15 protein-coding genes, 2 tRNA genes and 4 rRNA genes are annotated in these 25,426 nt (G+C 58.2%); 15 read left to right on the forward strand and 6 right to left on the reverse strand.

The genetic code is table 11. The features are described from left to right. Positions 1 to 315 precede the first annotated feature (315 nt). Positions 316 to 1,215 carry a LysR family transcriptional regulator gene (locus LQ249_RS01540; RefSeq protein WP_104904171.1) on the reverse strand — a complete coding sequence of 300 codons (900 nt, stop codon included), beginning with the start codon at positions 1,213 to 1,215 and terminating at the stop codon, positions 316 to 318. A gap of 156 nt (positions 1,216 to 1,371) precedes the next feature. Here LQ249_RS01540 and LQ249_RS01545 point away from each other — a divergent pair, with 156 nt between their 5' ends. The 9 genes from LQ249_RS01545 (at position 1,372) to LQ249_RS01585 (ending at position 12,089) form a co-directional block, all read left to right on the forward strand. After that, positions 1,372 to 2,553: an acyl-CoA dehydrogenase gene (locus LQ249_RS01545; RefSeq protein ID WP_017849059.1), complete on the forward strand. Its 1,182-nt coding sequence runs from the start codon at positions 1,372 to 1,374 to the stop codon at positions 2,551 to 2,553. Positions 2,554 to 2,566: 13 nt separating this feature from the next. Beyond that, the gene (locus tag LQ249_RS01550; RefSeq protein WP_046381519.1) at positions 2,567 to 3,787 is read left to right on the forward strand and encodes a CaiB/BaiF CoA transferase family protein; all 1,221 of its coding nucleotides are present in this window, start codon (positions 2,567 to 2,569) and stop codon (positions 3,785 to 3,787) included. A gap of 639 nt (positions 3,788 to 4,426) precedes the next feature. Beyond that, positions 4,427 to 5,963 (forward strand): 16S ribosomal RNA (locus LQ249_RS01555). Positions 5,964 to 6,045: 82 nt separating this feature from the next. Next, positions 6,046 to 6,122 (forward strand) — tRNA-Ile (locus tag LQ249_RS01560). Positions 6,123 to 6,149: 27 nt separating this feature from the next. Continuing rightward, positions 6,150 to 6,225, forward strand: a tRNA-Ala gene (locus LQ249_RS01565). A gap of 247 nt (positions 6,226 to 6,472) precedes the next feature. After that, a 23S ribosomal RNA gene (locus LQ249_RS01570) occupies positions 6,473 to 9,364 on the forward strand. 157 nt (positions 9,365 to 9,521) lie between these two features. Further along, positions 9,522 to 9,637, forward strand: a 5S ribosomal RNA gene (gene rrf, locus LQ249_RS01575). 109 nt (positions 9,638 to 9,746) lie between these two features. Continuing rightward, a 5S ribosomal RNA gene (rrf, locus tag LQ249_RS01580) occupies positions 9,747 to 9,862 on the forward strand. The 16S, 23S and 5S rRNA genes sit together here with 2 tRNA genes alongside, the layout of an rRNA operon. A gap of 346 nt (positions 9,863 to 10,208) precedes the next feature. Further along, complete coding sequence (locus tag LQ249_RS01585) at positions 10,209 to 12,089, forward strand: methyl-accepting chemotaxis protein (RefSeq protein ID WP_079442568.1); 1,881 nt, start codon at positions 10,209 to 10,211, stop codon at positions 12,087 to 12,089. A gap of 39 nt (positions 12,090 to 12,128) precedes the next feature. Here the strand turns inward: LQ249_RS01585 and LQ249_RS01590 are convergent, their stop codons facing one another. From LQ249_RS01590 to LQ249_RS01610, 5 genes are all read right to left on the reverse strand, one after another. Continuing rightward, the gene (locus LQ249_RS01590; RefSeq protein ID WP_232566132.1) at positions 12,129 to 12,587 is read right to left on the reverse strand and encodes an SRPBCC family protein; all 459 of its coding nucleotides are present in this window, start codon (positions 12,585 to 12,587) and stop codon (positions 12,129 to 12,131) included. 19 nt (positions 12,588 to 12,606) lie between these two features. Continuing rightward, on the reverse strand, positions 12,607 to 15,975 hold the full coding sequence (locus tag LQ249_RS01595; RefSeq protein ID WP_232566133.1) for an amino acid adenylation domain-containing protein: 3,369 nt from the start codon (positions 15,973 to 15,975) through the stop codon (positions 12,607 to 12,609). Beyond that, positions 15,972 to 16,919, reverse strand: a complete 948-nt coding sequence (locus LQ249_RS01600; RefSeq protein ID WP_046483732.1) for a diiron oxygenase — start codon at positions 16,917 to 16,919, stop codon at positions 15,972 to 15,974. The genes LQ249_RS01595 and LQ249_RS01600 overlap by 4 nt, the downstream gene beginning before the upstream one ends. Continuing rightward, complete coding sequence (locus LQ249_RS01605) at positions 16,916 to 17,674, reverse strand: DUF3050 domain-containing protein (protein WP_046385135.1); 759 nt, start codon at positions 17,672 to 17,674, stop codon at positions 16,916 to 16,918. The genes LQ249_RS01600 and LQ249_RS01605 overlap by 4 nt, the downstream gene beginning before the upstream one ends. Before the next feature lie 379 nt (positions 17,675 to 18,053). Beyond that, positions 18,054 to 18,752 carry a GntR family transcriptional regulator gene (locus LQ249_RS01610; RefSeq protein ID WP_026139846.1) on the reverse strand — a complete coding sequence of 233 codons (699 nt, stop codon included), beginning with the start codon at positions 18,750 to 18,752 and terminating at the stop codon, positions 18,054 to 18,056. Positions 18,753 to 19,084: 332 nt separating this feature from the next. Here LQ249_RS01610 and LQ249_RS01615 point away from each other — a divergent pair, with 332 nt between their 5' ends. From LQ249_RS01615 to LQ249_RS01640, 6 genes are all read left to right on the forward strand, one after another. Further along, on the forward strand, positions 19,085 to 19,978 hold the full coding sequence (locus LQ249_RS01615) for a TauD/TfdA dioxygenase family protein (protein ID WP_102618795.1): 894 nt from the start codon (positions 19,085 to 19,087) through the stop codon (positions 19,976 to 19,978). A gap of 14 nt (positions 19,979 to 19,992) precedes the next feature. Further along, positions 19,993 to 21,018, forward strand: a complete 1,026-nt coding sequence (locus tag LQ249_RS01620; protein WP_017845545.1) for an ABC transporter substrate-binding protein — start codon at positions 19,993 to 19,995, stop codon at positions 21,016 to 21,018. A gap of 1 nt (position 21,019) precedes the next feature. Continuing rightward, entirely contained in the window at positions 21,020 to 21,871 is an 852-nt protein-coding gene (locus LQ249_RS01625) for an ABC transporter ATP-binding protein (protein ID WP_232566134.1), read from the forward strand. Between the two features lie 12 nt (positions 21,872 to 21,883). Further along, positions 21,884 to 22,732: an ABC transporter permease gene (locus LQ249_RS01630; protein ID WP_057006034.1), complete on the forward strand. Its 849-nt coding sequence runs from the start codon at positions 21,884 to 21,886 to the stop codon at positions 22,730 to 22,732. A 72-nt stretch (positions 22,733 to 22,804) separates the two neighbouring features. After that, positions 22,805 to 23,761, forward strand: coding sequence for a LysR family transcriptional regulator (locus LQ249_RS01635; RefSeq protein WP_057006033.1), 957 nt, complete (start codon positions 22,805 to 22,807; stop codon positions 23,759 to 23,761). Between the two features lie 107 nt (positions 23,762 to 23,868). After that, a complete protein-coding gene (locus LQ249_RS01640; RefSeq protein WP_057006032.1) occupies positions 23,869 to 25,404 on the forward strand; it encodes an MFS transporter in 1,536 nt (511 codons plus the stop codon). The last annotated feature ends 22 nt before the right edge of the window (positions 25,405 to 25,426 follow it).

Below are 25,426 nucleotides of genomic sequence, written 5' to 3' on the forward strand. Positions count from 1 at the left end.
TTTACGGCCTTCAAGGGATTATGACGGGTGACGAAAAATTAACTACAAGTCACCCTGTGACTGATTGTCGCAATGCCTTGAGATAACTTATTTAAATACAAGTGGTTAAAGGTGTATTTCGGTTTTTTGGTAGTTTCGCCCTCGCCGTTGTGAATAGTCGGGCATTAGCCGGTAATAGTTGCTACAAACCATGAGAATCATGGCTTTTAGCCTCATTTTCGCCGAACAGGTACAGTTTGCTGGAATGCGACATTTATATATATCTGTAGGATTCTATTTTAGCTGACTACATAGTCAACAAATGCCGCTCCGCCCTTAGATTACTGGGCTATAGCGCTGGGACTGGTCGATCAGCCAGTCCCTGAAGGCGTGCAGGGAGGCAGATTCGACTTTCCTGTCAGGAATCATCAAGTAATACGCCTTCGAACTGCTCAGTGCTTCAGGGCTCGCGATCACCAGTTGGTGCTCGTTCAGTTCGCGCTGGATGAGGAACGGTGGAATCAGCGCAATGCCCATGTCATGCATGGCCGCCTGGGACAACATCGAGAATAGCTCGTAGCGGGGGCCTGTCATGTCGCGGGGTATGTTCAGTTGTTGCGCGTTGAACCACTGGCGCCAGGCATAGGGCCGCGTGGTCTGCTGCAGCAGCGGCAGTTCTGCGATTTCCTGGGGGCTGAAGTGTGTGCGGCTGCCGAGTAAGCGCGGGCTGCACACCGGGACCGGGTTTTCTCCCATCAGCCGGTGGGATTCGGTACCGGACCAGTCGGCATCGCCGAAATAGATCGCGGCGTCGAATTCGGTGTCGGCAAACAGGAAGGGGCGCGTGCGGTTGGTGAGGTTGACCGTGACTTCCGGGTGCTGGCGCTGAAAGTCCTTGAGGCGAGGGATCAGCCATTGGGTGCCAAAGGTCGGCACCACTGCCAGCTCGATGACGTTCGCGCCCTGCTGTCCCATGACGGACAAGGTGTCGCGCTCCACCGCGTCCAATTGCGTGGCGACACGACGGCTATACGACAGGCCCGCTTCCGTCAGCTTGACCCCACGCCGCGAGCGTCGAAACAGCTCGACACTTAAAAACTCCTCGAGGCTGGCGATCTGTCGGCAAATGGCGCCCTGAGTGATGGAGAGCTCCTGCGCCGCCTTGGTAAAGCTCTCGTGGCGGGCTGCAGCTTCAAAGCTGACAAGGGCGGTGGTGCTGGGGATTTTTCTGCGCATGTACCTTGTTCTCACTTATAAGGCGCGTTTGCGCCCTTCTCGGCCGTTACGGAGTGAGAAATTAGCACAAGCCTATGCAAAAACCTCGTTTGCCCTCTGCGCTTGCCGAGCCTAGTCTGCATCCACGACTTCTGATTTCTTTGCGAGGACTTATTCATGGCTGGCAAGGCAAGCTTCAACTGGATCGATCCACTGCTGCTGGATCAACAGCTCACCGAAGAAGAGCGCATGGTGCGCGACAGTGCTGAGCAATTCGCCCAGGACAAGTTGGCGCCAAGGGTGCTCGAAGCCTTCCGCCATGAAAAGACCGACCCGGCGATCTTCCGTGAGATGGGCGAAACCGGCCTGTTGGGCGCGATGATTCCCGAGCAGTACGGCGGCAGTGGCCTGAATTACGTCAGCTACGGGTTGATTGCGCGTGAGGTCGAGCGAGTCGACTCCGGCTATCGCTCGATGATGAGTGTGCAGTCGTCACTGGTCATGGTGCCGATCAATGAGTTCGGCACCGAAGCGCAAAAACAGAAATACCTGCCGAAACTGGCGTCGGGTGAATGGATCGGATGCTTCGGTCTGACTGAGCCTAACCACGGTTCCGACCCGGGCGCGATGATTACCCGGGCACGCAAGGTGGATGGCGGCTACAGCCTGACCGGCGCCAAGATGTGGATCACCAACAGCCCGATCGCCGATGTGTTCGTGGTGTGGGCCAAGGACGATGCCGGCGATATCCGCGGTTTTGTCCTGGAGAAAGGCTGGAAAGGTCTGAGCGCTCCGGCGATTCACGGCAAGGTCGGCCTGCGGGCTTCGATTACCGGCGAGATCGTCATGGACAACGTGTTCGTGCCCGACGAGAACATCTTCCCGGATGTGCGTGGCTTGAAAGGCCCCTTCACCTGCCTTAACTCCGCTCGTTACGGGATCTCCTGGGGCGCGCTGGGTGCTGCCGAGTTCTGCTGGCATACCGCTCGCCAATACACCCTTGATCGGCATCAGTTCGGTCGGCCATTGGCGGCGACCCAGCTTATCCAGAAGAAGCTCGCGGACATGCAGACCGAGATCACTCTGGCCCTACAAGGCTGCCTGCGCCTGGGGCGGATGAAGGATGAAGGCACTGCGGCGGTGGAAATCACGTCGATCATGAAGCGCAATTCCTGCGGCAAGTCGCTGGATATCGCACGCATGGCGCGGGATATGTTGGGCGGCAACGGTATCTCCGACGAGTTCGGGGTGGCGCGTCACCTGGTCAACCTGGAAGTGGTGAACACCTATGAAGGTACCCACGATGTACACGCCTTGATTCTGGGGCGCGCGCAAACCGGTCTTCAGGCGTTCTATTAATAGGAGCACGGGCATGGGCGCGCTTTCGCATCTGCGGGTACTGGATTTGTCGCGAGTACTGGCGGGCCCTTGGGCCGGGCAGATCCTCGCGGACCTTGGGGCCGAAGTGATCAAGGTCGAGCGGCCGGGCAATGGTGACGACACGCGTGCCTGGGGCCCTCCCTTCCTCAAGGACGCGTATGGCGAGAACACCAGTGAAGCGGCGTATTACTTGTCGGCCAACCGCAACAAAGAGTCGGTGACCATCGACTTCACGCAGCCGGAGGGGCAGAAGCTGGTGCGTGACCTGGCGGCCAAGTCCGACATCCTGATCGAGAACTTCAAGGTGGGCGGCCTGGCGGCGTATGGGCTGGACTATGCCTCGCTGAAGGAGGTCAACCCGGCGTTGATCTATTGCTCGATCACGGGGTTTGGCCAGACGGGGCCTTATGCGGCGCGTGCGGGCTACGACTTCATGATCCAGGGGTTGGGCGGACTCATGAGCCTGACGGGGCGGCCTGAGGGTGATGAGGGGGCGGGCCCGGTGAAAGTGGGGGTGGCGTTGACTGACATCCTTACGGGGCTCTATTCGACGGTGGCGATCCTGGCGGCGCTGGCTCATCGCGAGCGTGACGGCGGCGGGCAACATATTGATATGGCGCTGCTGGACGTGCAGGTGGCTTGTCTGGCCAACCAGGCGATGAACTACCTGACGACAGGCGTGCCGCCAAAGCGCTTGGGCAATGCACATCCGAATATCGTGCCTTATCAGGATTTTCCCACGGCCGATGGCGACTTCATCCTGACGGTGGGGAATGACGGGCAGTTCCGTAAGTTTGCGCAGGTGGCAGGTCAGCCGCAGTGGGCGGATGATCCGCGTTTCGCGACCAACAAGGTGCGGGTGGCCAATCGCGCGGAACTGATTCCCTTGATTCGCCAGGCGACGGTGTTCAAGACGACGGCTGAATGGGTGTCGCAACTGGAGCGAGTCGGCGTGCCGTGCGGGCCGATCAATGATCTGGCGCAGGTATTCGCGGATGCCCAGGTCAAGGCGCGCGGGCTGGCGATTGAGTTGCCTCACGCACTGGCGGGGATGGTGCCTCAGGTTGCCAGTCCTATACGGTTATCCAAGACCCCTGTGGAATACCGCAGCGCGCCTCCTTTATTGGGTGAGCATACGGTCAGGGTGTTGCAGGAAGTGCTGGGGTTGATGCCGGCGAATGTGGCTGCTTTAAAAGAAGCTGGGGTTATCTGAGTCCTCTCTTCTATATAGAGCGTCATTAAGGGCTCTATATAGAAGAAAGTTGGTTGTTTTTTAACCAATGCTAACTATTGGATAGATAAGCGAAATTAAAGGTTGACGGCAAATCCTGGACGTCTATAATTCGCCCCACTTCCGGCGCAGTCGAAACGGAAAACTCCTTGGTAAACAAAGAGTTACGCAAGATTCGACAGCGACCAGCTTCAGTTCATCGAAGCCTGGAAGGAGTTGGTAGGGCAGGGTTGTTTGGCTCTATTGACGTTTCGATCTTCTCGGTCGAAAGCGGAGAAAAAGAGGTGTTGACAGCAGCGTGTAACGCTGTAGAATTCGCCTCCCGCTAACGAGAGATCGGAAGCGCAAGTGGTTGAAGTTACAAAGGAAACTTTGAAAACTTCTGAAAATAATCACTTGACAGCAAATGAGGCTGCTGTAGAATGCGCGCCTCGGTTGAGACGAAAGATCTTAACCAACCGCTCTTTAACAACTGAATCAAGCAATTCGTGTGGGTGCTTGTGGAGTCAGACTGATAGTCAACAAGATTATCAGCATCACAAGTTACTCCGCGAGAAATCAAAGATGTAACCAACGATTGCTGAGCCAAGTTTAGGGTTTCTTAAAAACCCAAAGATGTTTGAACTGAAGAGTTTGATCATGGCTCAGATTGAACGCTGGCGGCAGGCCTAACACATGCAAGTCGAGCGGTAGAGAGAAGCTTGCTTCTCTTGAGAGCGGCGGACGGGTGAGTAATGCCTAGGAATCTGCCTGGTAGTGGGGGATAACGTTCGGAAACGGACGCTAATACCGCATACGTCCTACGGGAGAAAGCAGGGGACCTTCGGGCCTTGCGCTATCAGATGAGCCTAGGTCGGATTAGCTAGTTGGTGAGGTAATGGCTCACCAAGGCGACGATCCGTAACTGGTCTGAGAGGATGATCAGTCACACTGGAACTGAGACACGGTCCAGACTCCTACGGGAGGCAGCAGTGGGGAATATTGGACAATGGGCGAAAGCCTGATCCAGCCATGCCGCGTGTGTGAAGAAGGTCTTCGGATTGTAAAGCACTTTAAGTTGGGAGGAAGGGCAGTTACCTAATACGTGATTGTTTTGACGTTACCGACAGAATAAGCACCGGCTAACTCTGTGCCAGCAGCCGCGGTAATACAGAGGGTGCAAGCGTTAATCGGAATTACTGGGCGTAAAGCGCGCGTAGGTGGTTAGTTAAGTTGGATGTGAAATCCCCGGGCTCAACCTGGGAACTGCATTCAAAACTGACTGACTAGAGTATGGTAGAGGGTGGTGGAATTTCCTGTGTAGCGGTGAAATGCGTAGATATAGGAAGGAACACCAGTGGCGAAGGCGACCACCTGGACTGATACTGACACTGAGGTGCGAAAGCGTGGGGAGCAAACAGGATTAGATACCCTGGTAGTCCACGCCGTAAACGATGTCAACTAGCCGTTGGGAGCCTTGAGCTCTTAGTGGCGCAGCTAACGCATTAAGTTGACCGCCTGGGGAGTACGGCCGCAAGGTTAAAACTCAAATGAATTGACGGGGGCCCGCACAAGCGGTGGAGCATGTGGTTTAATTCGAAGCAACGCGAAGAACCTTACCAGGCCTTGACATCCAATGAACTTTCTAGAGATAGATTGGTGCCTTCGGGAACATTGAGACAGGTGCTGCATGGCTGTCGTCAGCTCGTGTCGTGAGATGTTGGGTTAAGTCCCGTAACGAGCGCAACCCTTGTCCTTAGTTACCAGCACGTAATGGTGGGCACTCTAAGGAGACTGCCGGTGACAAACCGGAGGAAGGTGGGGATGACGTCAAGTCATCATGGCCCTTACGGCCTGGGCTACACACGTGCTACAATGGTCGGTACAGAGGGTTGCCAAGCCGCGAGGTGGAGCTAATCCCAGAAAACCGATCGTAGTCCGGATCGCAGTCTGCAACTCGACTGCGTGAAGTCGGAATCGCTAGTAATCGCGAATCAGAATGTCGCGGTGAATACGTTCCCGGGCCTTGTACACACCGCCCGTCACACCATGGGAGTGGGTTGCACCAGAAGTAGCTAGTCTAACCTTCGGGGGGACGGTTACCACGGTGTGATTCATGACTGGGGTGAAGTCGTAACAAGGTAGCCGTAGGGGAACCTGCGGCTGGATCACCTCCTTAATCGACGACATCAGCTGCTCCATAAGTTCCCACACGAATTGCTTGATTCATTGAAGAAGACGATAAGAAGCAGCCCGAAATTGGGTCTGTAGCTCAGTTGGTTAGAGCGCACCCCTGATAAGGGTGAGGTCGGCAGTTCGAATCTGCCCAGACCCACCAATTTTGTGTGGGAACCTGTAGAAATACGGGGCCATAGCTCAGCTGGGAGAGCGCCTGCCTTGCACGCAGGAGGTCAACGGTTCGATCCCGTTTGGCTCCACCACTACTGCTTCTGAAGTTTGAAAGCTTAGAAATGAGCATTCCATCGTGATGATGGTGAATGTTGATTTCTAGTCTTTGATTAGATCGTTCTTTAAAAATTTGGGTATGTGATAGAAAGATAGACTGAACGTTACTTTCACTGGTAACGGATCAGGCTAAGGTAAAATTTGTGAGTTCTCTTAATTGAGAAATTCGAATTTTCGGCGAATGTCGTCTTCACAGTATAACCAGATTGCTTGGGGTTATATGGTCAAGTGAAGAAGCGCATACGGTGGATGCCTTGGCAGTCAGAGGCGATGAAAGACGTGGTAGCCTGCGAAAAGCTTCGGGGAGTCGGCAAACAGACTTTGATCCGGAGATGTCTGAATGGGGGAACCCAGCCATCATAAGATGGTTACCTTACACTGAATACATAGGTGTAAGGGGCGAACCAGGGGAACTGAAACATCTAAGTACCCTGAGGAAAAGAAATCAACCGAGATTCCCTTAGTAGTGGCGAGCGAACGGGGACTAGCCCTTAAGTGGCTTTGAGATTAGCGGAACGCTCTGGAAAGTGCGGCCATAGTGGGTGATAGCCCTGTACGCGAAAATCTCTTAGTCATGAAATCGAGTAGGACGGAGCACGAGAAACTTTGTCTGAATATGGGGGGACCATCCTCCAAGGCTAAATACTACTGACTGACCGATAGTGAACTAGTACCGTGAGGGAAAGGCGAAAAGAACCCCGGAGAGGGGAGTGAAATAGATCCTGAAACCGTATGCGTACAAGCAGTGGGAGCCTACTTTGTTAGGTGACTGCGTACCTTTTGTATAATGGGTCAGCGACTTATTTTCAGTGGCGAGCTTAACCGAATAGGGGAGGCGTAGCGAAAGCGAGTCTTAATAGGGCGTCTAGTCGCTGGGAATAGACCCGAAACCGGGCGATCTATCCATGGGCAGGTTGAAGGTTGGGTAACACTAACTGGAGGACCGAACCGACTACCGTTGAAAAGTTAGCGGATGACCTGTGGATCGGAGTGAAAGGCTAATCAAGCTCGGAGATAGCTGGTTCTCCTCGAAAGCTATTTAGGTAGCGCCTCATGTATCACTGTAGGGGGTAGAGCACTGTTTCGGCTAGGGGGTCATCCCGACTTACCAAACCGATGCAAACTCCGAATACCTACAAGTGCCGAGCATGGGAGACACACGGCGGGTGCTAACGTCCGTCGTGAAAAGGGAAACAACCCAGACCGTCAGCTAAGGTCCCAAAGTTATGGTTAAGTGGGAAACGATGTGGGAAGGCTTAGACAGCTAGGAGGTTGGCTTAGAAGCAGCCACCCTTTAAAGAAAGCGTAATAGCTCACTAGTCGAGTCGGCCTGCGCGGAAGATGTAACGGGGCTCAAACCATACACCGAAGCTACGGGTATCACGTAAGTGATGCGGTAGAGGAGCGTTCTGTAAGCCTGTGAAGGTGAGTTGAGAAGCTTGCTGGAGGTATCAGAAGTGCGAATGCTGACATGAGTAACGATAATGGGTGTGAAAAACACCCACGCCGAAAGACCAAGGTTTCCTGCGCAACGTTAATCGACGCAGGGTTAGTCGGTCCCTAAGGCGAGGCTGAAAAGCGTAGTCGATGGAAAACAGGTTAATATTCCTGTACTTCTGGTTATTGCGATGGAGGGACGGAGAAGGCTAGGCCAGCTTGGCGTTGGTTGTCCAAGTTTAAGGTGGTAGGCTGGAATCTTAGGTAAATCCGGGATTCTAAGGCCGAGAGCTGATGACGAGTCATCTTTTAGATGACGAAGTGGTTGATGCCATGCTTCCAAGAAAAGCTTCTAAGCTTCAGGTAACCAGGAACCGTACCCCAAACCGACACAGGTGGTTGGGTAGAGAATACCAAGGCGCTTGAGAGAACTCGGGTGAAGGAACTAGGCAAAATGGCACCGTAACTTCGGGAGAAGGTGCGCCGGTGAGGGTGAAGGACTTGCTCCGTAAGCTCATGCCGGTCGAAGATACCAGGCCGCTGCGACTGTTTATTAAAAACACAGCACTCTGCAAACACGAAAGTGGACGTATAGGGTGTGACGCCTGCCCGGTGCCGGAAGGTTAATTGATGGGGTTAGCTAACGCGAAGCTCTTGATCGAAGCCCCGGTAAACGGCGGCCGTAACTATAACGGTCCTAAGGTAGCGAAATTCCTTGTCGGGTAAGTTCCGACCTGCACGAATGGCGTAACGATGGCGGCGCTGTCTCCACCCGAGACTCAGTGAAATTGAAATCGCTGTGAAGATGCAGTGTATCCGCGGCTAGACGGAAAGACCCCGTGAACCTTTACTATAGCTTTGCACTGGACTTTGAATTTGCTTGTGTAGGATAGGTGGGAGGCTTTGAAGCGTGGACGCCAGTTCGCGTGGAGCCAACCTTGAAATACCACCCTGGCAACTTTGAGGTTCTAACTCAGGTCCGTTATCCGGATCGAGGACAGTGTATGGTGGGTAGTTTGACTGGGGCGGTCTCCTCCTAAAGAGTAACGGAGGAGTACGAAGGTGCGCTCAGACCGGTCGGAAATCGGTCGTAGAGTATAAAGGCAAAAGCGCGCTTGACTGCGAGACAGACACGTCGAGCAGGTACGAAAGTAGGTCTTAGTGATCCGGTGGTTCTGTATGGAAGGGCCATCGCTCAACGGATAAAAGGTACTCCGGGGATAACAGGCTGATACCGCCCAAGAGTTCATATCGACGGCGGTGTTTGGCACCTCGATGTCGGCTCATCACATCCTGGGGCTGAAGCCGGTCCCAAGGGTATGGCTGTTCGCCATTTAAAGTGGTACGCGAGCTGGGTTTAGAACGTCGTGAGACAGTTCGGTCCCTATCTGCCGTGGACGTTTGAGATTTGAGAGGGGCTGCTCCTAGTACGAGAGGACCGGAGTGGACGAACCTCTGGTGTTCCGGTTGTCACGCCAGTGGCATTGCCGGGTAGCTATGTTCGGAATAGATAACCGCTGAAAGCATCTAAGCGGGAAACTAGCCTCAAGATGAGATCTCACTGGGACCTTGAGTCCCCTGAAGGGCCGTCGAAGACTACGACGTTGATAGGTTGGGTGTGTAAGCGCTGTGAGGCGTTGAGCTAACCAATACTAATTGCCCGTGAGGCTTGACCATATAACACCCAAGCAATTTGACTACTCGAAAGAGCATCAGATTGCGGTGTGTGAAGACGAAATGAACCGAAAGTTCGACTCTTACAAAACACCGAAAGCTATCACATACCCAATTTGCTGAAGCGAGGCCAACAGGCCACGACTCAGTACCCGAATTTCTTGACGACCATAGAGCATTGGAACCACCTGATCCCATCCCGAACTCAGCAGTGAAACGATGCATCGCCGATGGTAGTGTGGGGTTTCCCCATGTGAGAGTAGGTCATCGTCAAGATTAAATTCCAGAACCCCTGTTTGCTCACGCAGACAGGGGTTTTGTTTTAGTAGAAGTCCACGAATTTCACTGGAGCGTTGCCAAGGCAACGGTCTGGTACACAGAATTTCTTGACGACCATAGAGCATTGGAACCACCTGATCCCATCCCGAACTCAGCAGTGAAACGATGCATCGCCGATGGTAGTGTGGGGTTTCCCCATGTGAGAGTAGGTCATCGTCAAGATTAAATTCCGAAACCCCTGTCTGCTTGCGCAGACAGGGGTTTTGTCGTTTAAGAGGTCTGCTTCGGTCGCATATCTGCTCAGCTGACTCCCTGCATCTGATCGATGCTCATCCGTCCTCGAAAACTGCAAGACTTTGCAGTTTCGGACGCCTTGCTTGTACCGCCGGTCTGTTTCCCACTCAAAAAGAGGATCTTTCTGACAAAACCTTAAGATTCCACTTCATTTGGCCGAAAGCCTGACGAGCCATGCGTGCACCGATTTGGAGCAGATCAAGCGTCTGCCCAGGCGTTACATGGAATGTTCCACCCAGCACGCTCCCCCCCTTTGGCAAAAGAAGTCGATGAAATGAATCTAAAGTTCAGTCATAAAATTCTGTTGGCCGCGTCAGGCGTCGTGGTCTTGGCCTTCGCGTTATTCACGTTGTACAACGATTACTTACAGCGCAGCACCATCAAACAGAACCTGGAGTCGTCCATCCAGCAATCCGGAGAACTCACCGCCAGCAGTGTGCAGAACTGGCTCAGTGGCCGTGTGCTGATACTCGAAAACCTGGCACAAAACATGGCTCACCAGGGCAGTGCTGCAGATCTTCCAGGCTTGGTTGATCAGCCCGCACTCACCTCGAACTTCCAGTTCACTTACGTCGGCCAAACCAACGGCGTGTTCACCCAACGCCCCGACGCAAAAATGCCCGATGGCTATGACCCGCGCCAGCGTCCTTGGTACAAGCAAGCCGTGGCGGCTGACAAACCGATGCTGACCCCGCCTTACATGGCAGCCGTGGGTGGGCAGATCGTGACCATCGCCATGCCGGTGAAAAAGAACGGCGAGTTGCTGGGCGTGGTCGGTGGTGACCTGAGCCTGCAAACGCTGGTGAAGATCATCAACTCGGTAGACTTCGGCGGCATCGGCCATGCGTTCCTGGTCAGCGGCGACGGTCAGGTCATCGTCAGCCCCGATCAGGGCCAGGTGATGAAGAACCTCAAGGACATCTACCCAGGCACCAGCGTCCGCATCGAGAAGCTTAACCAGGATGTTGTCCTCAACGGTCAGGATCGCATTCTGTCCTTCACCCCTATCGCCGGCTTGCCAGGTGCGGACTGGTACATCGGCTTGTCGATTGATAAAGACAAAGCCTACGCACCCCTGGGTAAATTCCGCACCTCCGCGCTGATTGCCATGCTGATTGCCGTGGTGGCGATTGCGGTGCTCTTGAGCTTGCTGATCCAAGTACTGCTGCGGCCGTTGACCACCATGGGCGTTGCCATGCAGGACATCGCCCAGGGTGAGGGTGACCTGACCCGCCGCCTGGACGTGACCAGCAAAGATGAGTTTGGCGAGGTAGGCAGTGCCTTCAACCAGTTCGTCGAGCGTATCCACGCCTCGATTTCCGAGGTGTCCTCGGCAACACGCCAGGTGCATGACTTGTCCCAGCGCGTAATGGCGTCGTCCAACGCTTCGATCGTCGGTTCTGACGAGCAGAGCGCGCGCACCAACAGCGTAGCGGCGGCAATCAACGAACTGGGCGCCGCGACCCAGGAAATCGCGCGTAACGCCGCTGACGCTTCCCAGCACGCCAGTGGTGCCAGCGAGCAGGCTGACGATGGGCGCAAAGTGGTGGAGAAAACCATCCTGGCGATGTCGGAACTGTCGCAAAAGATCAGCCTGTCCTGCACCCAGATCGAAACCTTGAACGCCAGCACCGATAACATCGGCCACATTCTCGATGTGATCAAAGGTATCTCCCAGCAGACCAACCTGCTCGCGCTCAACGCCGCGATTGAGGCCGCCCGTGCCGGGGAAGCGGGTCGCGGGTTTGCCGTGGTCGCCGATGAAGTGCGCAACCTGGCTCACCGTACCCAGGAGTCGGCGGAGGAAATCCACAAAATGATTACTTCGCTGCAAGTGGGTTCGCGTGAAGCGGTGACCACCATGAACGCGAGCCAGACCTCCAGCGAAGAGAGCGTCGAAGTCGCCAACCAGGCCGGTGAGCGCCTGATCAGCGTGACGCAGCGGATTGTTGAAATCGACGGCATGAACCAGTCGGTCGCCGCTGCCACCGAGGAGCAGACCGCGGTGGTGGAAACCCTCAATGTCGACATCAACCAGATCAACCTGCTGAACCAGCAAGGCGTGGCCAACCTCAATGAAACATTGAAGGACTGTGACGCGTTGTCTCAACAGGCCAGCCGCTTGAAACAACTGGTCGACAGTTTCAAGATCTGACCTCAACGGCATAGGAGCGAGGCCTCTCGCTCCTACTGCTTAGCCGAGCATTTGTCGGACATTTTCCAGTGCGCCGTCGGCGAAGTTCTGCATAAAGTGTTCGAACCCTTCCTGCGCGCTGTCGACCGGTTCGCCGATGAGCGTCCAGGTCGCCCTGGAGCATCCGCAGCCAAATGGCTCCACACGCATTGCCGCCCACAGGCGGGCCACGCCCAAGGTGTTGTAGACCGTGGTCCAGGTCATGAACATGGCCTCTTCGTCGCGGCTGTTGAGCTGCTCCACCGCACAATGGCCATCGTGGAAATACTTCGTGCGTAAAGCGCCTACGCCGGTGCCGGTCATTTCGATGTGCGACAAGGCGGGAATGAACGCATCAAAGCCTGCAAAGTCCCCCACCAAGCCCCACAGCCTGGCGGCCTCGCAGGTGACTACGACAGAGGCCACCACTGGTGTGCCCCGGGGGTTGCGGATCAATGTATCGGGTTGCAACGGTTTCATGAGGTTGTCCTGAGGCGGTTCAGAGAAAGCCGATGGCCTTGAGGTAGTCGCAGCCTTTGCCTAACAGCGCCGGGCTTTTCTCGGGGTACGGCTTACCCATTTCTTCCACGCCCCGGCGTGCGTTGTCGTGACGGATCATCGACGTATCGCCGATGTCTTCACCCAACCCGTCCAGGTAAAAACCCAGCACGCCAAACAGCGCATTTTCGCGGCCCACCGTTCGCAGTTGCCGTTGCCACTGCGCGACACTGACCCGCTCGAATGTGTAGCCGGCGTCGCGGAATGCATCGAGGTACTGCTCCCAGCTCAGGGGTTGTGGGTTATGCAGGTTGTACACGCTGCGCCCGGTTGCGAAATGAGCGCAGTGGAACGCGATGAAGCGTGCAAAAAAGTCCACCGGCATCAGGTCGAAGTTCACCGCTAACCGCGGAACCAGACCCAACTGCAGCGAGCCCTTGAGCATCAGCATCAGGCGATTTTTCTGTGGTTGGCAAACACCGCTTTGGCTGTTGAAACTGATATTGCCCGGACGATAGATATTCACCCAGGCACCTTGCTCCAGCGCGCGTGCCGATAGCCGCTCGGCCACCCATTTGGACAGGTTGTAACCATTCTTGATGTAGATCGGCGGTGTCGCCGCAGCAGGCGACTCGAGGACCTGTCCCGCGGCGTCGATGGCGCTGCATGCCGAGAGTGTCGAGATGAAGTTGAAGACTTTTTTGCTGTGGGTTTCACACAGGCGCACGCATTCCAGTACCGGGTCGACGTTGTCTTTCACCAGCGACGCGTAGTCCATCACATGGTTGACCCGCGCCGCGTTATGCACCAGCACGCCAAAGTCCCTGGCGAGGCGCTCGTACACCTCGGCGGCCAGGCCCAGGCCAGGCTGGCTGACATCGGCGGCGTACACCTGCACCCGGCTCCGGTCCAGATGTTCCAGGCGGTACTCCTGCAACGCCTGGGTGAACCGTACCGTTGCCGGCTGGTTCGGCAGTTCCCGCACCAGGCATGCCACTTCGGTCGCACCGCCGGCCAGCAAGGCTTCGACAATGTGGACCCCGATAAAACTGTTGGCCCCCGTCACGATCACTTTGCGGCGATCACCGGCGCGGTCCTCGGGCAGCACCTCAAAAGCCGGTTCCCGCTGTGCGTCTTGAACCGCCTGGCCGACGGGTGCGGCAGCGCGCGGGCCGTCCTCCAGCAGCGCCGCGAGCGTGCGAATGGTCGGCATTTCAAAAAAGCTGTTCAGGGGCAGGCTGCGACCAAATTGTTCGCGAACCCGCAGCAGCAGGCTCGACAGCAAAATGGAGTGGCCGCCGACGTTAAAGAAGCTGTCATCGATGGACAACGTGCCCGTGGGAAGCTGCAACAACTCACGCCACAGCCCCAACAGCTCAACCTGCAGCGGCGTTTGCGCGGCCTTTGCGGTGTGATTCGAAGGGCGCTGCACCGGCAGTTGCAACAAGGCCTGGCGATCGACTTTACCGTTGCTCGCGTAAGGCAGACCGGCGAGTTCGATCCACCGCTCGGGTTGCATGTAATCAGGCAGCCACTGCCGTGCATGCTGCTTGAGGTCGTCCATCGTGGCACCCGGTTCCGGCTGGGCGACCACACCGCGAATCCTGCGATCACCGTCGATCACCACCGCCACCTGGCGGAACAGGCGGCTGGCACGCAGGCACTGTTCGATCTCCTGGGGTTCGACTCGAAACCCCCGAATCTTCACTTGCTCGTCCCGACGCCCGCCCAGCTCGATGCCGTCGCCGGTCCACTTTGCGTAATCACCGCTGCGGTAGGCGCACACGGGTTGTCCTCCCGGCAGTACCAGTTCGACAAAAGGGTCGTCGTGCAGTTGTGTTGCGTTCAAGTACCCCAGGCTCACGCCCGGCCCGACGATGTACAGCTCGCCCATCACCTGTTCGTCCACTGGCTGCAAATGCTCATCGAGTATCAGCACCTGGCTGTTGGCGATGGGACGGCCGGCGTTGCGATTGCTGTCCCCGGGCCGCAACGTGCGATGGGTGACCAGCACCGTGGCTTCGGTGGGGCCATAGAGGTTGTGCAACTGGCATTGGCCGGCCAGTCGTTCGATCACATAGGGTTCACAGGCATCGCCGCCGGTCAGCAGGTGCGTCAGGCCCAGCGGTTGGTCCAGCGGCAGGATGCTCAGCAGCGCCGGTGGCAGGAAGGCATGGGTGATCTGCTGCTGGCGGATCAGTTCTACCAACTGCTGCGGGTCGCGTCGTTGCGCCTCGCTTGGAACAATCAACTCGGCGCCGGCAATCAGGCTGGGGAAGATATCCATCAGCGAGGCGTCGAAGCTCAACGAAGCGAACTGCAGTACCCGACTCTGCTCGTCCAGCCCCATGCAACCGCCGAACCAGGCGGTGAAATGGGCCAGGTTGCTCTGGCTCAGCAACACGCCTTTGGGGCGGCCGGTAGTGCCCGAGGTGAAGAGCACCATGCACGGTGCATCGGGGGAGGGGCGATGCTGCAGCAACGGTGACGTGTCGTGCTGATCGAGCGCACTGACATCCAATGAAACGAAGTACTCGCGCAGTGGGTGGCCGCCATCATCCAGCAACAGCCTGGCTCCCGCGCTGTCCAGCATGGCCTGTTGGCGTTGCGCCGGATGATCCGGTGCCAGCGGCAGGTAAACCGCGCCACAGCCCAGCACCGCAAGAATGCTGGCATACAACGCCGTTGTTTTTTCCAGGCACACCCCGACCACCGGTGGTACCTCGAGGCCTTCCAGCAGTGGGCCGAGGCGTTGCTGGATCGCCCGTGCTTGAGCGTGCAATTGTCGGTAGGTCAGCACACGGCCGGCAATGTTCAGCGCCGGTCGTGCGGCGAAGGTGAGCAGGCTGGCCTGCAGTCGTTCGATTATCGGCACCTGCGCTGCCTGCAGCAATTGCACATCGGCGGTGTGATTGAACCGATGCACGAACGCCAGTGCCTCCAGCTTTTGCAAGCTGTGTTCGGGCCAGGCATTGGTGCCGGCCGCGGCGGGGCAATACTCCGGGTCGCGGGCGAAGCCGCTGACCAGCACGGCGACCCATTCCACCAGCGCGCTTGTCGCTTGCAGGCGCAGTCGCTGGCCATTGCCGCTGGGCGCGTCGGCAAGGTCCAGCACGGCCAGCAAGCGTTGGCCGGCGGCATAAGCGCGTAACTGCAGCCGCGGCAACCCAAGCTCCGTCAGCGGGCCGACGCCCAGGCGCAGGCTGATGCGTGGAGCGGCGGCCAGGTGTTCGGGCAGTGACTCGCTACCGTCCTCGATCACCAGGTCGGCAGCGTCATGCCCCGACAGATGACCATACTGTTCCAACTCCACCCTCACCGCATCCAGGGCACGGCTGATACCCAACCATCCAATTGTCAGGCGCCTCATGCCGCTCTCCCGGCCACCGGCAGATAGTCGGCCAATGCCAGGGCCACGCTCGGTGTCTGCAGCAAACCGCTGTGTTGCAGAAAGCCCATGATGTTGCCGATCAGCGGGTGGTGGCGGGTGATGGGGAACTCCAGTGCCGCCATGTCGGCCCGCAGCGCATGGCGAACGTCAGCGCTGACGTCCAACTGATCGATCAGTTGCAGGTCGAAGGATTTTTGCAGCTCGTTGGTCAGGTAATGCGCCAGAAAGATGGGCAAGACCGGCGCAATGCTGTCGCGGTCAGCCGGGCTTGCCGCCTGCCAATAGAGGCGCACCAGGCGTGTCCAGAACTGCCCATGGCGCCCTTCGTCGAACAGGTGATCGGCCATCAAGCCACGGATGGAGGCCTTGACGCTGTCGTCCCTGGAAAACGCCGCCACGTCATGGGTCACGGTGTTTTCGGCAATGGCCACGGCAATCAATTCCACCGCATCGCGCAGGTGCGCCGGGGCTTGCGCCTGCGCCGCCGGCAGGGCGCGGCTCAGTTCGATCTGCCCGGGCAGATCCAGCGGTGATATACCGGTCATCTTCACGGTCTGTTGCAGGAAGTCCAGCGCGACCAGGGCGTGATAGTCCTCGTCCACCACGACGGTCATCGCGTCGTAGCGACACACAAGGGGGAAGGGCAGGGCGAAACGGTTCTTGGCGATGTTGCGCGCGGTCCTGTCGACGATCTCGGTTTCGAAAATCACCACGTCATTGATGAATTTGTAGAAGCTTTGCAACAGCACGAAGTCGCGCCACTGCGGGCAATGTTCAAGGAAGGTCGCGCTGAGGACCAGAGGTTGGCGGCACAGCGGATAGATCAGTTTGTCGTCGTTTTCCAGCAGGCGGCGAGGGCGTGTGCGGATGGTGGCGCGGCGTTCCCAGTCTTCGGCGATGGAGCGGTAGGCGCTGATGTTCATGGGCGCACCTGTTGCAGCAAGGTGTGTACGTCGTCCCAGAGCTTGATGCGGTTTTCCACGGCGTTGACCGCGGTTTCAGCCGCCTGTTGCTGGCGCTCGGGTGCGTTGTCGGTAAGGCCCTGGAGCATCCTCTGCGCCCCTGGCTCGTGGTCTTGGGTGTCCAGTTCGATGTGGCGGTTGAGGTACTCGCCCAAGGTTGGCGCCTGGCTTCTGATGATCTCACTGCCCTGCAACAGCCGTTCGAACATGCTCGGGATAATGCTTTCGCGGCCGTGCAGGAAGGCGGCGGCCACACAATGGGTGGGCGCATTCAACGCGATGTGCAACGTGCTGGCGACGAAGCGGGCCACGCCGGGCAGCACATCGACCTGGCCCAGGGCGGCATTGGCCTCGACGCCCCGACGTTGCAGCGTGATGAACGTATCGATAGCGTGGGTACTGGCGCCCACTTCGAGCATGGCTTCGCGGTACAGCTCGAAGTGGCTGCAATGACCGCGCCGGGGGTGTTCGTCCGACTCCTCGCCCAGCACGATTTCGTTGATCAGGCGGGCGGCTTGCGGGTCGGTCGGCGGGAGCCAGGGTAATTGCGTACAGGTCAGGTCCCGTTGCAGGCGTTTGGTGAGGCTCATGAAGTCCCAAACGGCAAATACATGGTTTTCCATAAAGATTTGTAACTTGCCAAGTGAAGTTATTTCTTCAAATAACGGATGGCTGCATAACTGCAGTTTTTTTTGTTTAAGTAAACCTTGATACATAGTTGATGCCTATAAGTTGTTGCGACTGCTCTGAAAACAGTGCTGGGCTTTTGCAGCCCAAAAGCGGACAGATAACGTTTAGCCAAGCAGCGCGCGCAGCGCTGCCCAAACAAGGGTTCGTGCAAGCTGTTGAGGTGCTTGGTTTATTGAAGAAAGATAATAAGCCGATTAAACGTTTGGGCGAGCTTATAAATGTATTAGATGTTTTTTCGAAAAGATTCCGATTGTGGGTAAGTTATATTATTAAACGTGGGAAGTTTCTCGAACATTAGCAGGCATTACGCAGTCGAATAGTTTTAACCGGGGCGTCTTGATGCAGGTTCTGCCAACAGCGAAGGTCGCCCCGCAATGCTTGATCGGTGAAGCAGGCTGGAAAAGTTCAGTTGCCGGTCGCCTCAAGGCCCTTGAGGTAAGTGCTGATGACCTCCATGCCTCGCATCAAGTGATTGCGCAACGTCAGGATACTTTCGTCGACCTTCTTCTGCGCCACCAGGCTCAGCAGTTCGCGGTGATCTTCCTGGGACGTCTCGCCGAGCCCCATCGCCTCAAGGTTGAAACGCAGGAAGCGCTCCTCTTCATTCAAACCGTGTTCGACCAACGTGAGTAGCCGCCGGTTGGGGGCCTTGCCATACAGCGCCATGTGGAACAGGCGGTTGAGCCGGCCGATCTCGGTATAGTCTTTCTCTTGTTCCAGCGCCGTGATGAAGGCATCGGCCTGGGCAATGTCGTCTGCGCTGAGCAACGGAATCGACAAGCGCAGCGCTTCGGACTCCAGCAGCATGCGCAGGGCGTAGGTCTCGGCCGAATTGTCTTCGATCAGCGGTGCAACCACCGCCCCCTTGTGCGTCACGACGTGCAGCAACGACTGGGCTTCCAGCTGCCGAAGGGCTTCACGCACGGGCATGCGACTGACGCCGAACAGGCTGGCCAGCTCCTGCTGGCGCATGGCGGTACCACAAGGCAATCGGCCATCGAGGATGGCGTTGCGCAAGGTTTCTTCGATTACGGAACGAGCAAGATGGGCGGGAATAGGCCCGCTGACCTTGATACTGCTCAAAGGGCTCGGCTTTTGCGTCACGGCTACGCTAGCCTCCTCATAGAATGGCAATGGCTTATTGGATCCAATGCACACTAGAGATTGCCTACAGGCTTGTCAAACGAGCAAGGTTTTCGGCTTGTAAGCGGCTAAACACGCCACTCTGGGTGCCCACATCGAGCTTTTGCGGTGTCTTACACGGTGGTGTCGGATTGCCCTGCATTGAACACTTCACCGCCATCGTTTGTGCCATTCCCGCCGCCCAACGCAGGGTTTCGTCGGTGCATTCCTGTCTATGCATATTCTCTAACGGTATTTAAAATACAGTTCTTATATCTATAAAGTCACTCTCCTGTCCGATCGGGAGTGAATTCATGTCAGCCACCTCTACTGTTCCAGCAGCGATCCCTAACGCCCAAACCTTTGAGATTCGTCCACTCCCCGGCAGCGTGGGGGCCGAGATCATTGGCCTGGATTTGTCCCGCCCGGTCAATGACGAGGATTTCGCCCGCATTCACCGCGCGCACCTGGATCACCATGTGGTGGTCTTTCGCGACCAGCGCATCACCCCCGACCAGCAGATCGCCTTCAGTCGCCGCTTTGGCGTGCTGCAGATCCATGTGCTCAAGCAGTTCCTGCTGGCCAACCACCCGGAAATCCTGATCGTCTCCAACATCATCGAAAACGGCCAAGCCATCGGCCTGGGCGATGCGGGCAAGTTCTGGCATTCGGACCTTTCCTATAAAGAACTGCCCAGCCTGGGCTCGATGCTGCATGCCCGGGAACTGCCAGCCGAAGGCGGCGACACCCTGTTTGCCGACATGCACAAGGCCTGGGACCACTTGCCCGAGCACCTGCGCAACGCCGTACACGGCCGCAGCGCTGCGCATTCCTACACCGCGCGTTACAGCGAAACCAAATTCGAAGGCAACTGGCGCCCGACACTGAGCCCCGAGCAGCTCGCCCAGGTCGCCGAAGTGGTCCACCCGATTGTGCGTACCCACCCGGAAAACGGCCGCAAGGCGCTGTTCGTCAGTGAAGGTTTCACCACCCGCATCGTCGGCCTGCCGGAAGACGAAAGCCGCGACCTGCTGGCCCAGCTCTACGCCCACAGCGTGCTGCCGGACAATATCTACCGCCACCACTGGCAGCCCCACGACTTGGTGTTCTGGGACAACCGCTCGCTGATCCACCTGGCTACCGGTTGCCCGAGCCATCTGCGCCGCAAGCTGTACCGCACCACCATCCAGGGCGACGCGCCTTTCTGATTCGGAGCATGACCATGTCCAGAAACATTCCATTTGCGCGGCTGGCCGCCACGTTCGGCCTGGGTATCAGCCTGCTGGCCGGCAGCCTCGTCGCCCCGACGGTGGCGCAGGCTGAAGGTGAGATTCGCATCGCCGAGCAGTTCGGCATCGTCTACCTGTTGCTCAACGTGGTGCGCGACCAGCACCTCATCGAAAAATACGGTAAGCAGGAAGGCCTCGATATCCAGGTCGACTGGACCCAACTCTCCGGCGGCGCGGCCGTGAATGATGCGTTGCTCTCCGGTTCCATCGACATTGCCGGTGCCGGCGTCGGGCCGCTGCTGACCATCTGGGACCGTACCCGCGGCAAGCAGAACGTCAAGGCCGTCGCCTCCCTCGGTAACTTTCCCTACTACTTGGTGAGCAACAATCCCAAGGTCAAGACCATCGCCGATTTCACCGATAACGACCGCATCGCGGTACCGGCGGTGGGGGTGTCGGTGCAGTCGCGCTTCCTGCAATACGCAGCTGCCAAGCAGTGGGGCGACAAGCAATTCAATCGCCTCGATCAGTACACCGTCGCCGTCCCGCACCCCGACGCCACGGCGGCGCTGATCGCCGGCGGTACCGAGCTGACCGGGCACTTTTCCAACCCGCCGTTCCAGGACCAGGCTCTGGCGAACCCCAATGTGCATGTGGTGCTCAACACTTATGACCTGCTGGGCCCGAACTCGCCGACGGTGTTGTTCGCCACTGAAAAATTCCGTAACGACAACCCGAAAACCTACAAGGCATTCGTCGATGCGCTGACCGAAGCCGCGCAATTCGCCCAGCACGACAAAGGCGCCGCCGCCGACACTTACATCCGCGTGACCAAGGCCAAGATCGACCGTGCCGAGCTGCTGAAAATCATCGACAACCCGCAATTCGAATTCAGTGTCACGCCGAAAAACACTTACCCGCTGGCGGAGTTCCTCTACCGCGTCGGCGCAATCAAGAACAAGCCGGAATCGTGGAAGGACTACTTCTTCCAGGACGCCAAGCCGCTGCAAGGAAGCTGAGATGAACGCGCCCCTGCAAGGCCACACGGCCAGCAACCTGCCCACCGCCACTGCGCTGCTGGCGGTGGATAACGTCAGCCTCGAATACCGCACCCCCGAGCGCGTGGTGCGGGCCACGCACCAAGTCAGTTTCGACATCGACCCGGCCGACCGCTACGTGTTGCTCGGCCCGTCGGGTTGCGGCAAATCCACCTTGCTCAAGTCCATCGCCGGGTTTATCCAGCCTTGCGAAGGGGAGATCCGCCTGCTGGGGCAGAAGGTCGAACAGCCCGGTCCAGACCGCATCGTGGTGTTCCAGGAATTCGACCAGTTGCCGCCGTGGAAAACCGTCAAACAAAACGTCATGTTCCCGCTGCTGGCGTCGAACACCCTCAAGCGTCGGGACGCCGAAGAACGCGCGTTGCACTACCTCGACAAAGTCGGCCTCGGCGCCTTTGCCGACGCCTATCCGCACACCCTCTCCGGCGGCATGAAAGCCCGCGTGGCCATCGCCCGCGCCCTGGCGATGCAGCCGAAAATCCTGTTGATGGACGAACCCTTCGCCGCCCTCGATGCGCTGACCCGCCGCAAGATGCAGGAAGAGTTGCTGCGGCTCTGGGAAGAGGTGCGTTTCACCTTGCTGTTCGTCACCCACTCCATCGAAGAGGCGCTGGTGGTGGGCAATCGCATCCTGTTGCTGTCGCCCCATCCCGGGCGTGTGCGCGCGGAAATCCACAGCCATCAATACGATCTGCACAGCCTTGGCGGTGCGCAATTCCAGGCCTCGGCGCGAAGGATTCATCGCCTGCTGTTCGATGAAGCGCCCGAAGCCGAACGTGAGTTGGGCTTCGTCGATATCCGCATCGCTTACTGAAGGGCCCCTCCCATGCGCCAGGAATATGAAGTCACCCTCGAACCGCTGCTCAGCGTCCCCGTGGAGCGCGAGCTGCCCCTGCGCCAACGCGTGTGGCAACAAGGCTGGTTGCGCAAAGGGTTGATCCTGATCGTGCTCGCGATCCTCTGGGAAGCGGTTGCGCGCTACCAGAACAATGACCTATTGCTGCCGAGTTTCTTGCAGACGTTTCACGCGCTCTACGACGGGCTTCTGAGTGGCGAGCTGCTGAGCAAAGTCAGCATTTCGTTGGTGGTGCTGATCAAGGGTTACCTGATCGGCATTGTGCTGGCATTTGCCCTGACCACACTGGCGGTCTCGACCCAACTGGGCCGCGACCTGCTCAGCACCCTGACCTCGATGTTCAACCCGCTGCCGGCGATTGCGCTGTTGCCGCTGGCGCTCTTGTGGTTTGGCCTGGGCCAGAACAGCCTGATTTTCGTGCTGGTGCATTCGGTGTTGTGGGCGTTGGCGCTCAACACCTATTCGGGGTTTCTCGGCGTGTCCGAAACCCTGCGCATGGCCGGTCGCAACTACGGGTTGAAGGGCATGCGCTTCGTGCTGTTCATCCTGATCCCGGCGGCACTGCCGTCGATCCTCGCCGGCCTGAAAATCGGCTGGGCATTCGCCTGGCGCACGCTGATTGCCGCCGAGCTGGTGTTCGGCGCCACCAGCGGCAAAGGCGGCCTGGGCTGGTACATCTTCCAGAACCGCAATGAGCTGTACACCGATAAGGTTTTTGCCGGGCTGGCGGTGGTGATCCTGATCGGCTTGTTGGTGGAGAACCTGGTGTTCGACACGTTCGAGCGGCTCACCGTGAAGCGTTGGGGCATGCAGCGTTGATGCTGTAGCCCCACGCGACATCCCTGTTACGATTGCGCCCAGTTCACTCCCTATCGATCACGAGTGCTTGGCATGCAACTACCGGACATGAACCTGCTGGTCGCTCTCGACGCATTGCTCGACGAGGGCAGCGTGGTCGGTGCTGCGCGGCGGATGAACCTCAGCCCGGCGGCGATGAGCCGCACCCTCACGCGTATTCGCGAGGCGGTGGGTGACCCGATCCTGGTACGCGCCGGGCGTGGCCTGGTGCCGACGCCCAAGGCGCTGGCGTTGCAGGGCCAGGTGCGCAGCGTAGTGGAACAGGCGGCGCTGCTGTTCCGTTCGGCGGATCAGGTTGACCTGAGCACCCTGCGCCGGCGCTTCAGCGTGCGGGCCAACGACTTTTTCATCGGTGTGTATGGCGGTCGTCTGTTCGACACCCTGGAGCGTTCGGCACCGTTATGCGAGCTGTGCTTCGTGCCCGAAGGCGATACCGACGACGAAGCGCTGCGCGAAGGGCGCCTGGACTTGCGGGTGAGCAATACCCTGCCCGCCAGTCCCGAAGTCAAGGTGCAGAACCTGTTCTCCACCACCTTCGTCGGGCTCGCTCGGGAAGATCATCCCTTGTTCGATGAGGAGATCACCGCCGCACGGTTCGCCAGCTATTCCCACATCAGCATCTCGCGACGCGGCATCGCCCGCGGGCCGATCGACACTGCGCTCAACGCCCTGGGCCTGGAGCGCCACGTGGCAATGATCGCCCCGGGTTTTCACGGCGCGATGTTCATGTTGCCCGACTCCGACCTGTTACTGCCGGTGCCCAAGGAAGCGCTCTACAGCGTCAATCGCTTGAAGTTGCCGTTGCGTGTGTTCCCGTTGCCGATTTCCCTGCCGACCCTGGTCCTGGCCCAATTCTGGCACCCGCGTTTCGACAAGGACCCGGCCCACAAATGGCTGCGCGAAACCCTGCGCGAGAGTTGCCACGCCACCTGGTTGGAAGCCCAGCCTGCCCAGGCTTTAAGCGTGCATGATCAAGGGTGGAAGGGGTGAGCCCAGGATTGCGTCCGGCGCACTTATAACCTTCCAATAAGTAACTTTTTGTCATGAATGTGCCCAATTAAACTGCTCGGGTATTTCTCATCCCGAGTTACTTGTTCATGACGTCCCTCGCTGCCCCGGCCCCCCTGGCCGCGGCCAAACCCACTGCCCCGAGCCCGCCCGTGTTCGGCCCGCGTATCATCGTTGGCCTGGTCGGCGTTTTGCTCGCGGTGTTGGTGTCCGGTCTCAACGAAATGGTCACCAAGGTCGCCCTCGCCGATATCCGTGGCGCGCTGTACATCGGTTTTGACGAAGGCACCTGGCTGGTCGCGGCCTACACGGCCACTTCCGTAGCGGCCATGGCGTTTGCGCCCTGGTGTTCGGTGACGTTTTCTCTGCGCCGTTTCACCCTGTGCGCCATCGGCCTGTTCACCGTGCTCGGCATCCTGTGTCCGTTTGCGCCGAACTACGAAAGCCTGCTGCTGTTGCGCACTGTGCAAGGCCTGGCGGGCGGCGCGTTGCCGCCGATGCTGATGACCGTGGCGCTGCGTTTTCTGCCGGCCGACGTCAAACTGTATGGCCTGGCCGGCTACGCGCTCACGGCCACCTTCGGGCCGAGTCTGGGTACGCCGCTGGCGGCGTTGTGGACCGAATACGTCGGCTGGCAATGGGCGTTCTGGCAGATCGTCGGGCCGTGCCTGCTGGCAATGGCCGCCGTGGCTTACGGCCTGCCACAAGACCCGCTGCGGCTGGAGCGCTTCAAGCAGTTCAACTGGCGCGGCCTGCTGCTGGGTTTTCCGGCGATCTGCATGCTGGTGATCGGCCTGTTGCAGGGCAACCGCCTGGACTGGTTCGAGTCGGGCCTGATCACCGGCTTGCTGGGCGGCGGCGCATTGTTGCTGGTGCTGTTCATGTTCAATGAATGGTCGCACCCGATGCCGTTTTTCAATTTGCAGATGCTTGGCCTGCGTAACTTAGCGTTTGCCCTGATCGTGCTCGCGGGGGTGTTGATAGTGCTGACCTCAGTGATCATCATCCCGTCGAGTTTCCTTGCCCAGATTCAGGGTTACCGGCCGCTGCAAACCGCGCCGCTGATGTTGCTGATGGCGCTGCCGCAATTGATCGCGCTGCCGCTGGTGGCGGCGATGTGCAACCTGCGTTGGGTCGATTGCCGTTGGGTGCTGGGGATCGGGCTGGGCCTGTTGGCGCTGTCTTGCATCGGCAGTGTGCACCTGACGTCGGCGTGGGTGCGCGACGATTTCTATGGCCTGTATCTGCTGCAAATCTTCGGCCAACCCATGGCCGTGTTGCCGCTGCTGATGCTCTCCACGGGCAGCATCCAACCGGCGGACGGGCCGTTCGCTTCGGCCTGGTTCAACACCGTCAAGGGGTTGGCCGCCGTGATCGCCACCGCCGTTCTCGATGTGTTGACCACCCGGCGCCTGCATTTCCACTCGACTGTGCTGGTCGACCGCCTGGGCAACTCGCCACTGGCCGACAGCGACGCGCCGGGCCTGGCCCAGCGCCTGCACGCGCAGGCCGTGGTACTCACTTCCTCGGATCTCTATTACGTCATGGCGGTTGTCGCGGCGACGTTGATCCTGCTGATTTTCTGGATGCCCACGCGGATTTTTCCGCCCCGCGCGCCGACTTGATTGCTCACCGAGCCCTAAGGAC

It is taken from the genome of Pseudomonas sp. 7-41 (assembly GCF_021233075.1).
GTDB lineage: Bacteria > Pseudomonadota > Gammaproteobacteria > Pseudomonadales > Pseudomonadaceae > Aquipseudomonas > Aquipseudomonas veronii.